The sequence below is a fragment of the Paenibacillus rhizoryzae genome (assembly GCF_059686995.1).
This window is the reverse complement of the sequence record NZ_JCAALT010000007.1, coordinates 257356-268404: the sequence shown is the minus strand read 5'-3', so window position 1 is coordinate 268404 and position 11049 is coordinate 257356. Positions and strand designations below refer to the sequence as shown.

Annotated in this window: 15 protein-coding genes and 1 pseudogene; all 16 read left to right on the top strand. The window is 55.2% G+C overall.

Annotated elements, in window-relative coordinates:
• The first annotated feature begins 8 nt into the window (after positions 1 to 8).
• The 16 genes and pseudogenes from AC6ESO_RS21935 (at position 9) to AC6ESO_RS21860 (ending at position 11049) form a co-directional block, all read left to right on the top strand.
• The gene (locus AC6ESO_RS21935) at positions 9 to 1292 is read left to right on the top strand and encodes a phage portal protein (protein ID WP_497093252.1); all 1284 of its coding nucleotides are present in this window, start codon (positions 9 to 11) and stop codon (positions 1290 to 1292) included.
• Positions 1282 to 1905, top strand: a complete 624-nt coding sequence (locus tag AC6ESO_RS21930) for an HK97 family phage prohead protease (protein ID WP_497093251.1) — start codon at positions 1282 to 1284, stop codon at positions 1903 to 1905. The genes AC6ESO_RS21935 and AC6ESO_RS21930 overlap by 11 nt, the downstream gene beginning before the upstream one ends.
• Positions 1906 to 1920: 15 nt before the next feature.
• A complete protein-coding gene (locus tag AC6ESO_RS21925) occupies positions 1921 to 3132 on the top strand; it encodes a phage major capsid protein (protein ID WP_497093250.1) in 1212 nt (403 codons plus the stop codon).
• A 51-nt stretch (positions 3133 to 3183) separates the two neighbouring features.
• Positions 3184 to 3585, top strand: a complete 402-nt coding sequence (locus AC6ESO_RS21920; RefSeq protein WP_497093249.1) for a hypothetical protein — start codon at positions 3184 to 3186, stop codon at positions 3583 to 3585.
• A gap of 109 nt (positions 3586 to 3694) precedes the next feature.
• Positions 3695 to 4345, top strand: coding sequence for a glycosyltransferase family 2 protein (locus tag AC6ESO_RS21915; protein WP_497093248.1), 651 nt, complete (start codon positions 3695 to 3697; stop codon positions 4343 to 4345).
• Positions 4342 to 5745: a glycosyltransferase gene (locus AC6ESO_RS21910; protein ID WP_497093247.1), complete on the top strand. Its 1404-nt coding sequence runs from the start codon at positions 4342 to 4344 to the stop codon at positions 5743 to 5745. Before AC6ESO_RS21915 ends, AC6ESO_RS21910 begins: the two co-directional genes overlap by 4 nt.
• Complete coding sequence (locus tag AC6ESO_RS21905; protein WP_497093246.1) at positions 5730 to 5978, top strand: hypothetical protein; 249 nt, start codon at positions 5730 to 5732, stop codon at positions 5976 to 5978. Before AC6ESO_RS21910 ends, AC6ESO_RS21905 begins: the two co-directional genes overlap by 16 nt.
• Complete coding sequence (locus AC6ESO_RS21900; RefSeq protein ID WP_497093245.1) at positions 5926 to 6501, top strand: head-tail connector protein; 576 nt, start codon at positions 5926 to 5928, stop codon at positions 6499 to 6501. The genes AC6ESO_RS21905 and AC6ESO_RS21900 overlap by 53 nt, the downstream gene beginning before the upstream one ends.
• Positions 6498 to 6863, top strand: coding sequence for a phage head closure protein (locus AC6ESO_RS21895; protein ID WP_497093244.1), 366 nt, complete (start codon positions 6498 to 6500; stop codon positions 6861 to 6863). The genes AC6ESO_RS21900 and AC6ESO_RS21895 overlap by 4 nt, the downstream gene beginning before the upstream one ends.
• Complete coding sequence (locus AC6ESO_RS21890; protein ID WP_497093243.1) at positions 6860 to 7228, top strand: HK97-gp10 family putative phage morphogenesis protein; 369 nt, start codon at positions 6860 to 6862, stop codon at positions 7226 to 7228. Before AC6ESO_RS21895 ends, AC6ESO_RS21890 begins: the two co-directional genes overlap by 4 nt.
• Positions 7225 to 7629: a DUF3168 domain-containing protein gene (locus AC6ESO_RS21885; RefSeq protein WP_497093242.1), complete on the top strand. Its 405-nt coding sequence runs from the start codon at positions 7225 to 7227 to the stop codon at positions 7627 to 7629. Before AC6ESO_RS21890 ends, AC6ESO_RS21885 begins: the two co-directional genes overlap by 4 nt.
• A gap of 24 nt (positions 7630 to 7653) precedes the next feature.
• On the top strand, positions 7654 to 8076 hold the full coding sequence (locus tag AC6ESO_RS21880; protein ID WP_497093241.1) for a phage tail tube protein: 423 nt from the start codon (positions 7654 to 7656) through the stop codon (positions 8074 to 8076).
• 30 nt (positions 8077 to 8106) lie between these two features.
• On the top strand, positions 8107 to 8466 hold the full coding sequence (locus AC6ESO_RS21875) for a hypothetical protein (RefSeq protein WP_497093362.1): 360 nt from the start codon (positions 8107 to 8109) through the stop codon (positions 8464 to 8466).
• Positions 8463 to 8522, top strand: a pseudogene (locus AC6ESO_RS21870) (hypothetical protein); the annotation flags it as partial. The gene AC6ESO_RS21875 and the pseudogene AC6ESO_RS21870, both read left to right, overlap by 4 nt.
• A 33-nt stretch (positions 8523 to 8555) precedes the next feature.
• The gene (locus AC6ESO_RS21865) at positions 8556 to 8771 is read left to right on the top strand and encodes a hypothetical protein (RefSeq protein ID WP_497093361.1); all 216 of its coding nucleotides are present in this window, start codon (positions 8556 to 8558) and stop codon (positions 8769 to 8771) included.
• Between the two features lie 52 nt (positions 8772 to 8823).
• Positions 8824 to 11049 carry a phage tail tape measure protein gene (locus AC6ESO_RS21860; protein WP_497093240.1) on the top strand — a complete coding sequence of 742 codons (2226 nt, stop codon included), beginning with the start codon at positions 8824 to 8826 and terminating at the stop codon, positions 11047 to 11049.

The window sequence follows — 11049 nt, the reverse complement described above, 5'->3', positions numbered from 1 at the left end:
TGAGGCCCTTGGGCTTGTTTGATAGATTCCGAAGAGAGAAACGGACAACAGGTGAGGAGCCCTTCTGGCGTAAGGTGTTCGGCGGCGGGTCGAAGATCGATGAATCCGTTTCAGCTATGCGGGCCATGCAGACGAGCGCGGTCTATGCTTGCGTGAAGCTAATCTCTGAGACGGTCGCGTCGCTGCCGTTCCCGGTATACAAGGAGAGCAAAGGCAGCAAGAACCGGGCGCTCAACTACCCGCTGTACAAGCTGCTGCAAAGTCAGCCAAACCCGGAACAGATCGCTATCCAGTTTCGCGAGATGATGACCGCTAACTTGCTGCTACATGGTGACGCCTATGCAGAGATCGAGTTCGATGAGAACGGACAGCCTGTCGCGCTGTGGCCTATCCCGACTTGGTGCGTCGAGCCTGTTCGCGGGCCTGACTACTCTCTTTATTACGTGGTCACGAATCCGCGAATGAATAACCAACAGTTTCAGCTCCCGCCTTACCGGGTCTTAAGGATACCGGGATTTGCTGTCGAGGGCGACAAAGGACTCTCGCCTATATCAATGGCGCGGAGATCGATCAACCTCTCGCAAGCGGTCGAGAGCTTCGGACACGAATACTTCTCGAATGGGACTAACGTCGGGGCGGTTATCGAGACGCCGAGCGCGCTAAGCGATAAAGCTTTCGCCCGCCTTAAGACAGACCTTCGAGAGAAATATGAGGGGCTCGGCAAGGCTCATAGGCTCATGCTGCTAGAGGAAGGGATGAAGTTCGCTAAGAACACGATCCCGCCGAACGACTCGCAGTTTCTTGAGACGAGGAAGTTCCAGCTCACAGACATAACTCGGATTTTCAGAGTGCCTCCTCATATGATAGGCGACCTTGAGCGGGCGACCTTCTCGAACATCGAGCAGCAGGATTTATTCTTTGTGAAGCACACTATCCTCCCCTATCTCAAACGGTGGGAGCAGGCAGTACAAAAGGCGCTCATAGCGGAGAACGATCAACGCTTCTACTACGCGGAGCATAACGTCGAGGGCCTCCTAAGAGGCGACACGACGAGCCGCTTCAATGCTTATCAAGTCGCATTGCAAAATGGCTGGATGAACCGCGACGAGGTTCGAGCGCTTGAGAATCTGAACGCGATCCCGGACGGCGACGGTCAAGCCTTTACAGTTAACGCTGCTACGCTTCCGCTGTCTTCTATGATTAACCCGCCTGAGCCTGCTCCGGCCCCGGCTCCAGCTCCCGGCGATACTAAACCGCTAGACGAGGGGGGAGGTGATGGAAATGAAACGTGAGCTTAGACATTTTGACGTGGAAGATGTTGAGATTAGGGCAAAAGACGACGGCGCGGAAAGTCGTACCATCACTGGGTATGCGGCTCGCTTCGATAAGCTGTCCGTCGATCTAGGAGGCTTCCGCGAGAAAATCAATCGCGGTGCGTTCACAAGATCGCTCAAGAGTGAGAACATCCGAGCACTATGGAATCATAACCGCGATATCGTACTCGGCAGCACCAAGGCCGGGACGCTCCGGCTATGGGAGGATGAGCGGGGCCTAAAGTTTGACTTCGATGCTCCGGCCTCCCCTTGGGGTGACGCAGCGCTTGAGGCGATCCGACGTAAGGACGTCGAGGGTGTAAGCTTCGGCTTTATGGTGCGCTCTGACTCCTGGGAGGAAAGCGGCAAGGAGTATATCCGAACGCTAGAGGACGTGGATCTCTTCGAGATTTCGCCAACAGCATTCCCGGCATACCCGAGCTCAAGCGCATCCGTCCGCAGCGCCGAGGAAGTCCTCGCCGAATACCGCAGCGCTCAGCCGCAGGCAAACGACGAGGAAGTAGAACAGGAAGAACAACGCAAAGCAAGAGAAGCGGAGCTAAATCTTAGAGCCCGCTTTTTACTATCCTAAAGGAGGCTGGACAGATTGAAAAATATCGAAGAACTAAAACGTCAATTAGCTGCTAAGAAAGACGAGGCTCGCGGTCTATTGGCAAACGAGCAACGCAGCACAGAAGATACGAGCCGCCTTGATTCTCTTCTCACTGAGATCGAGAACCGCTCCAAGGAGATCGTCACAGAGGAGCGCGCTCAAAAGCTTCTCATGGAGCAAGGTCGCCAGAACCAACAGAAGGAAGTCGACGAGCGCGGAGCAGGCTTTACGTCGCTTGGCGAGTACATTATGACAATTCGCTCCAATCCTCACGACGACCGTCTCGTCCAATTGCGTCAACAATCGATGGGCGTAGGCTCCGAGGGCGGCGTGCTTGTACCGACTACGTTCCGCGAGCAAATCCTGCAAGTATCACAGCAGGGAGCTATCGTCCGTCCTCGTGCGACTGTTATCCCGACTAACTCGGCACATCCTGACGCAGCCCTCACTATGCCAGCACTGAACCAAGTAGGTAACGGCATGTATGGCGGCGTTCAAGTCGATTGGATTGCAGAGGGCCAAACTAAGCCGGACACTAGCGCGAAGTTCACCGACATCACTTTGCAGCCGAAAGAAGTGGCAGGCTCCATCGTCGTTACTGACAAGCTACTCCGTAACTCTTCGGCGGTCGATTCGGTTCTCCGCTCCTTGCTTGGCGGTGCGATCCGCGCATCCGAGGACGACGCGTTCCTTAACGGTAACGGTCAAGGCAAGCCGCTAGGCGTAATCAATGCCGCTGCAACAATCGGCGTAAACCGGGCAACGGCTTCGCAGATCGGTTACGCGGACTTGGTCGGTATGCTGGCGAAACTTCGCATGGGTGGCGCGCCAATCTGGCAGGCGTCGCAGTCGATCCTTCCGCAGCTCATGAAGATCAAAGACGACAACGGGAACCTAATTTGGCAGGCGAACGCACGCGAGGGCTTGCCGGGTACGTTGCTTGGCTACGATCTGCAATTCAATGAGCGCTCGCCGCAGCTTGGAGCTAAGGGCGACTTGGTGCTTAATGACCTGTCGTACTACCTGATCCAAGACGGCGCTCCGCTGGCTATCAGCGCATCGGAACACGTCTACTTCCGCGAGAACAAGACAGTCATCAAGGCGTTCTCCTCGGTCGATGGTCAACCTTGGCTCGCTGGCCCGATCACTCAAGAGGGCGGCTATCAAGTTTCGCCGTTCATCGCACTCGACGTTCCGGCGGGTTAATGAGGGGGCTCCGGCCCTCTCTTCCAATTAAATTAAAGGGAGTGAGAATAAGTGACCGTTAATAACAAGAAAATCTCCGAAGCGCACGCTATTACACTAGCAATCGCGCCTCAAGCATCGGCAGCAGTATCCAGCTCGGTGCTCATCTCTGCGACGGCAGGCGCTCAGATCATGGCGAGCGTAAACGTCGGAGCACTGACAACGGCCTCGGCTGTGGTCGTAACGGTGTTCGAGTCGACAGCCTCCACTTGGAACGGCGCGGTAGCTACTGAGGTAGCGACTTACCGCTCGACAACTTCCATCGTGACAAGCTCGTCCGGTGTAATTAATGTCGATATCGACCCGGACGTTCTGAACAAACGTTATGTCGGTTTACGAGTAACCAAAACAGACTCAGCGGCTCCAGTGAGTGCAGCTTTCTTTGTTGGTCGTAACCGCTACGGCAATATGTAAAAATGCTTCGAGCGTCGGATAGGAATGCGCCTCCGAAAAGCCTTGTCCTGTGGGGCCTGCCGACGCTTAACACAGGTTTTTAAACTACTTTAAGGGAGTAGGGAAAACAATGAAAATTATGATAGGTATCCCATTCGGCAAGCCGATGGAGTTTCACGCGGTTCGCTCGCTGCTAGAATTGGCCGGGCTGGAATCGGACGTAAAGTTTCAGATATCGATGATATCTAATAGCCTTGTATACGAGGCTCGCGAGGAGCTAGGCCGTCAACTATTGGCTAGTGATTGCGACTATCTGTTCTTCCTTGATAACGATATGACGCTCGACCCGCGCACTCCGGTGCTACTGGTGAGACATAAGAAAGACTTTATCACCGCGAAAGCATTCAAGCGCGTACCTCCGTACTCGCCTTGTTTTTATACAAAAGTAAGAATACACGAAGACGGTCAAAAAGAAATGAGCATACCGCTGCAATATGGCGAGGGCCTGCTGCCTATCGAGGGCTGTGGTCTAGCATGTGCATTAATTCATCGATCCGTATTTGAAAAGACTCCTCAGCCTTGGTTCTTCCCTATGCCCGAGATGGGAGAGGACTTGGCATTCTGCTACCGGGCAAGGCAGGCCGGATTCGAGCTGTTTTGTGATACGACGATCCAAGCCGGGCATCTTGGTCTAACTCAGATCATGGAGCAGGACTTCCGCGATTACGTCCTCCGCGAGCAAAAAGCCGGACGGACTATCGAGGAGGTTGTCAACTCATGAAGCTGATCGGGGCCATGTTAGTACGCAATGAGTCAGGCCGATATCTGGAACGCGTCCTTGAGCAGCTAAGCAGCGTATGCGAGCGGATCGTTATCCTCGACGACGCCAGCACGGACAATACGGTCGAGATATGTGAGCAACACGGTGCAGAGGTCTACGTGACTCCGGCGTCACACTTCGAGCATGACGAGTCTAAGCTGCGGAGGCTGCTATGGGACGTTGCAAGCAAGCACGCCGAGCAAGGCGATTGGATCATAAGCCTAGACGCTGACGAGACGATCCCGGGTATCGAGAGACTCCCGGAGGCCCTCAAGAAAGCGGAGGAGCTGAGCGCCGACTCTATCGGCTTCCGGCTGCATGATATGTGGAGCGAGACCGAGTACCGGGATGATAGCCTATGGGCCGCTCATACCAAGCTCTGGCCTCTATGCGTTCGCAAGGACGCGGGCCGAGAGTATCAATGGTCTAACAAAGAGCTCCATGGTGGGCGCCTCCCTATCAACTCTGCACAGCGGACATTCGATCCTCGTATGGACGTGCAGCACTGGGGATGGGCGAGGGAGGAAGATCGGCAGCGGAAGTATGAATTTTACAAGCGGATCGATAAGAAGGGTTACGGCGTAGCCGCTCAGTATGAGAGCGTCCTCGATCCGGCCCCGGCGCTCCGCAAGTTCGGAGTCAAGCGCGTTCTGATCGGGGCCCCTGTCCGGCAGGATGAGACAGTTTTCCAGCTCTATCTCGATTCGCTCCGAGGGCTCAACGTGGAAGGGCTGGAGGTCGACTGGCTTTTCATCCTCCATAACTCGCCGGAGCTTGAGAAGTATTTGGGGCCTCATCAATACCTGATAGCGACAGGCGACGGAGATTACAAGCGGGACGACGATACGCACCACTGGACAAACGTCAATCTTAAGCAAGTCGCGACAATGAAAAACGAGCTTCTAAGGATCGCGAACGAGCAGAGGTATGACTACTTTTTCCTCGTCGACTCCGATCTGCTGCTCCATCCCGGTACGCTCCTGAAGCTTGTCGAGGCTAACGCTCCGATAGTGTCGGAGGTGTTCTGGACGCGCTGGCAACCGGGCGCCGAGGAGCTGCCGAATGCTTGGGACGTCGACCGCTACGACTTCTTTCCTAACAGCCTCACCACTTGGCGAGAGCCGGGTATACACCGAGTCGGTATGAGTGGAGCTTGCATCCTCATCCGGCGCGAGGTTATCGCCGCAGGCGTTAACTATTCACCGATCTATAACGTCTCTCATTCCGATTGGGAGGATCGGGCTTTTTGTATTCGGGCGGCTGTCGCAGGCTTCCCTATTTTCATGGACACTAACTATCCTGCCCGGCACCTATACCGGGAGGAGGACATAAAGGAGGCGATAGCTTGCGGTTCATTGTAAGAAGCGAATACATGGACAAGGAGCTCGAAAGGCGAGTGCTTGCCGGGGAAGAGATGGAGCTCTCCGCAGACCGGGCGAACGCGATCCAGTCGCTAGGAGTCCGGCTCGATCCGATCGGCTCGCCTCCGAAGCTGGAGACGGCAGCAGTCGAGCCGGAAGGTGGAAAGGCGGTGAAGCCAAATGGCAAAGGGTCGGGACGCGCTAAAGTTCCGGGTAGTAGTACAACCGACTGAGGAGCCTGTCGCTCTCGAAGAGATCAAGCTGCAAATGCGGATCGACGAGGACGACGATAGCCTCGATGAGGTTATCACGACTAATATCGTCGTAGCCCGCCAGTGGTGCGAAGAGTATCAGAACCGGGCGTACATCACACAGACCGTCGAGCTTGCTCGGGATGACTGGCCTTATGGTGATGAGATTCGACTCCCGAGGCCCCCGACGCAAACCGTCGAGGCGCTAACTTACGCGAGCTATACCGGATCGGTTACGACCGTATCAGCCTCGTCGTATATATTGGATAACTTCTCGGAGCCTGCTTTCCTAGTCGCTGCTGACTACTGGCCCGCGAGCGATCTCCAAGCAACGAACGCGGTTAAAGTCGCTTACGTGACAGGGTACGGTACGCCAAGCCAAGTCCCGGCTCGTATCCGACAGGCGATCATCCTGCTCGCGTCTCACTGGGTCGAGAACGGTATGTGTGAGCCTCCATGCGCTGTGACGAGTCTGCTCAACCTTGATCGGGTGACGCCAGTATGAAGCGCTGCAAGGGATGCGATACGGACACACTAACGAGCGCACTCAAGCACCGGATCACCATCGAGCAACTAACTCGCACACCGGACGGCGCCGGAGGATGGTCGGAAGCTTGGACAACCTTCGCGAGCGTTTACGCCGGGATCGAGCCTTATTTCGGACTCGTACAAACAGAGATATTCGAGCAGCAGCAAATTCAGACCGACGTCAAGCACAAGGTACGGATGCGATACCGGGCCGGGGTTACGAACGATATGCGCGTCGTATTCAAGGGGCGTATCTTCCGCATCCTCAACACGATCAACGCGCTTGAAGCGAGCCGAGAGCTGCAAATACTTTGTCAGGAGGTGGCAGACCCGCGATGAGCAACGCTATCAAGCTAAGTGTTAAAGGTATCGACAAGGTTATCGCGGAGTTTAGCCGCTTCGACAAGGATACCCGAGTCGCTGTCCGGGCAGCGGTCAAGAAGTCAGCGGACACGATCCGCAAGGAAGCACAAGCGCGAGTACCGAAAATCACGCGGGTCATGATGAAGAGTATCCGATCCTCATTCTCTTCGGACGGCCTAAGCGCCGAGATCGGGCCGCGCTCGTCCTTTGCTCACCTTGTCGAGTTCGGTACGGTCAAGACTCGCGCTAAGCCGTTCATGACGCCGACCGCTGAGGCTGAGATACCGAAGTATGAGAAAGCCATGGAGGAAGCGGTCAAAAAGGCGGTGAGCAAGCTATGAGCGGCTCGGCCTTACTTGCCTTACAGACAGCTATCTATGATCGCCTAACGGCAGACACGACGCTAATGGCTAAGATCACAGGCATCTATGATGACGTTAACCAAGATATTCAATTTCCCTATGTAACCATAGGAGACGTGACGAGCTCACCAATGAGGACTATGTCCCGGTTCGGTGAAGAGACTACAATCACGTTGCACATATGGAGCCGCTACCAAGGGTACAAGGAGGCGCTCGGGATTCTTGGCGACCTTAACAGGCTGCTATCCGATCAAGACCTTACCGTCCCCGGATGGGACGTGTGCTCCTGCTATTATGATTTTTCCGAGACAATGCGCGACCCGGACGGCTACACTCGCCATGTTCCGGTTAGATACCGCGTACAGCTTCAAGAAGCGTAAACCAAATCGAAAGGGTGATTATGAATGGCATCTTCTGCAACTCCCGGGTATAAAGGCGGGCTATATGTCCGTAACGGCACTGTGAGCAATAAGGTCGCAGAGATTCGCGAGGCTACCCTCACAGTCGAGCAAGCTGAGATCGACGTAACAAGCTTCGACTCGAACGGCTGGAACGAGTATATCGGCGGCTTGAAAGGATGGGAGCTCGAAGCTGAGGCTCTCTATCGCGATAACGACGCAACAGGACAGACGGCGCTATTCGCTGCTCTCACAGGCGGCACTCAGGCATCGGTCAACATCTTCCCTAAAGACTCGTCGAGCGCTCTTGGCTACTCCGGTAGCGTAATGGTGACAAGCTTCGAGGTAGGTAACACAATGGACGACGCTGTCGTTCTTTCACTATCGATGATGGGCACTGGCGCACTATCGACAGTTTCTAAGCCTTAATAATCTAAGCCTGCACAGGAGGGCGTCTGAATGAAAAATTACGTAGAGGTGGAGCTTGGGGGGCAAACCAAGGTTCTAAAGTTTGACTATAACGCGGTCTGCGATATCGAGGAAAAGTTCGGCAAGGGTATCGCTGCCATCTTCACTCAAACGCAGATCGGTTTTAACGTTGTCCGTCTGTTCTACTGGGCCGGGCTAAAATGGAAAGACCCGGGGCTCACCGTTCAACGCGTGGGGCAAATGTTGCAAAAAGAGATCGAGACCGGGCAGACGCTCGATACTCTAATCAAGCCTATCATGAATGCGCTAAAAGCTTCCAAGGTGCTAGGCGATACCAAGGAAAGCGAAGACGACGACGAGGGAAACGTACAGACCGAGACGGTCGGATAGATTGGGCAGGCTTAAAGCGCATAGCCTACGGCCCGCTCGGTCTAAAACCTGACGAGTTTTGGAGTCTCACTCATGCCGATCTGCTAGATATGATCGAGGGTTACAAGCTCAAGACTGAGCACGAGATGGAGCGGCTTGCATGGCAGACTGCCCTCCTGATGAATGTACACCTTAAGAAACGGAATCAAGTAACCGCCAAGGAGCTACTAGGCAAGGAACGCAAAAAGGCTATGACGGAGGACGCGAAAGCTGCGGAGCTGTCGAAGCTCGAAAAAGCACTAGACGACATCAAGGGGCGCGGGTAAAACCGCGTCCTTTTTTAGTATGCAGGCAATACCCGGAAGGGGGTTAGATATAGTGGCAGCAAAGACGATTGCAAGCTTAGCTATCGGGATCGGCGTCGACCTGACCGAGTTTGAGAAGAGCATGAAAGAGTTTCACAAGACTTGGGATAAACTCGGCGGGCAGATGCAGCAGAAAGGAGCACAAGTCGGGACGGCGCTGCTTGGAGCTGGCGCGGGGCTCGCTGCCGGGCTCGGTCTAGCGGTGAGTACGGCTGCAGACTTCGAGGCTCAGATGGATAAAGTCGGAGCGGTATCCGGTGCGACCGGGGGTGATATGGAAGCGCTCAGCGCCTCCGCGCTGGAGCTCGGGGCTTCAACGTCCAAGAGTGCAAGCGAGGTCGCCGAGGGTATGCAGAACATGGCAGCGATGGGCTATACAGCCAAGGACATCATCGGAGCTATGCCCGGCGTTATCTCAGCCGCAGAAGCTTCCGGCTCGGATATGGCACAGACTGCCGAGGTTATGGCCTCGACACTGAACATCTTCGGCCTAGCAGCAAGCGACGCGACAAAGGTCGCGGACGTCCTAGCTAAGACGGCGAACATCTCCGCAGCCGATCTGACCGATATGCAGTATGCGCTCAAGTACGCAGGCCCTCCAGCCGCAGCGCTTGGCGTCTCGCTGGAAGAGACAGCGGCGGCAATCGGTATCATGACCAATGCGGGCATGAAAGGTGAGCAGGCGGGTACAACGCTAAGAGGTGCGCTCCTTGGCCTCCTCGATCCATCCAAGGAGAACATTAAAACGATGGACGCACTCGGCATCTCGGTATCAGACGCACAAGGGAATTTCGTCGGTATCGGGCCTCTGATCCAGAACCTACAAACCTCTATGGAAGGTATGACCGAGACGCAGAAAGCCGCGACGCTTTCGCAGCTCGTCGGCAAGGAAGCCGTCTCCGGTATGCTATCCCTTATGTCAGCAGGCCCGGAAGAGATCGGCAAGATGACAACAGCCTTGGAAAATTCGGGCGGTGCATCTGCTGAGGCAGCGGCGATTATGAAGGATAACCTTAAGGGCGCTATGGACGGACTGAGCGGAGCCGTCGAGACGCTCCAGATCGGTCTCGGTATGGCGCTTATCCCTGCGATCCGAGGCGTAACGAATGCTCTCGCGGGAGTCGTTAACTGGTTCAACAATCTCTCGCCGGGGATGCAGCAGGCTATCGCCATAACGGCGGCAGTCGTCGCCGGGCTCTTAATCCTGGGAGGTATGCTAGCTTTCGTTGTGGCGGCTATCGGGATGGCGATCACAGCCTTTACTGCGGTAAGCGCGGCGATCCTTATCTCGGTCGGCATCGTAACGGCGGCTATCGTAGCGCTCGGGATCATCGTCGTTCTAATGGTCATGTACTGGGACGAGATAACCGCGTTCACCTCGGCAGCATGGGAGCTACTCAAGTCCATCGTCGGGGCTGGCTGGCAGTTCGTCGTCGACCTGTTCAAGAAAGCGTGGACAGTAATCGGGCCGACTGTTAAAGCTTTTTGGGAAAGCGCCAAGGCTGTATGGGAGGCTTATTTCGGAACGATCAAGGCGCTCCTATCTGCTTTTTGGGACGTCATCAAGACGATTTTTACATCGGCTTTCCTTGCGATCTTCTACGTCGTAACCGGACAGTGGGACAAGATCGGCGGCGTATTCGAGGCTGCAAAAGATAAGCTCTTTGGGATCATCAAGACGCTATGGGATACGGTCTCGCCGCTGTGGGCTAACGCTTGGGCCAAGCTGACCGAGGCAACCTCTAAAGCGTGGTCGGGAATCAAGACCGCATTTACAAATGCTTGGGACGGTATCGTCTCATGGTTCAAGGGCTTGCCTAGCGAGATGAAGGAGTTCGGGTCGAACATGATGGAGGGCATGATTAACGGTATCAAGCAGATGGCCTCCAGACTCGCAGACGCAGCGATAGCAGCTATCAAGAGCGCACTCGATGCAGCGAAGAATTTCCTCGGTATCCACTCTCCATCGAGGGTGTTCATGGAGCTCGGCGGGTACACTGGCGAGGGCTTCGCTATCGGGCTAGAAGATACGGCGAGCATGGTCGGGGCTTCGGCTCAGGTCATGGCGGCTCCGGCCTTAGACGCCGTTCAAGCACTACCGACGAGCTCCACTGGAGCAGCCGGAGGCGGCGAGGGATCGGTGAACGTCGTCGTCGAGCTGGATGGTCGAGTGCTGGCTAAAGCTATGGGGCAGCCTTTCGTCGATCTGATCCGGGTCAAGACTGGACTAAGAATTTAA

Bases quoted from the DNA above. Each gene is read 5' to 3' on its own strand.
- AC6ESO_RS21930 (WP_497093251.1), top strand. From the start codon at position 1,282: ATGAAACGTGAGCTTAGACATTTTGACGTGGAAGATGTTGAGATTAGG.
- AC6ESO_RS21915 (WP_497093248.1), top strand. From the start codon at position 3,695: ATGAAAATTATGATAGGTATCCCATTCGGCAAGCCGATGGAGTTTCAC.
- AC6ESO_RS21910 (WP_497093247.1), top strand. From the start codon at position 4,342: ATGAAGCTGATCGGGGCCATGTTAGTACGCAATGAGTCAGGCCGATAT.
- AC6ESO_RS21900 (WP_497093245.1), top strand. From the start codon at position 5,926: ATGGCAAAGGGTCGGGACGCGCTAAAGTTCCGGGTAGTAGTACAACCG.
- AC6ESO_RS21895 (WP_497093244.1), top strand. From the start codon at position 6,498: ATGAAGCGCTGCAAGGGATGCGATACGGACACACTAACGAGCGCACTC.
- AC6ESO_RS21890 (WP_497093243.1), top strand. From the start codon at position 6,860: ATGAGCAACGCTATCAAGCTAAGTGTTAAAGGTATCGACAAGGTTATC.
- AC6ESO_RS21885 (WP_497093242.1), top strand. From the start codon at position 7,225: ATGAGCGGCTCGGCCTTACTTGCCTTACAGACAGCTATCTATGATCGC.
- AC6ESO_RS21880 (WP_497093241.1), top strand. From the start codon at position 7,654: ATGGCATCTTCTGCAACTCCCGGGTATAAAGGCGGGCTATATGTCCGT.
- AC6ESO_RS21875 (WP_497093362.1), top strand. From the start codon at position 8,107: ATGAAAAATTACGTAGAGGTGGAGCTTGGGGGGCAAACCAAGGTTCTA.
- AC6ESO_RS21865 (WP_497093361.1), top strand. From the start codon at position 8,556: ATGATCGAGGGTTACAAGCTCAAGACTGAGCACGAGATGGAGCGGCTT.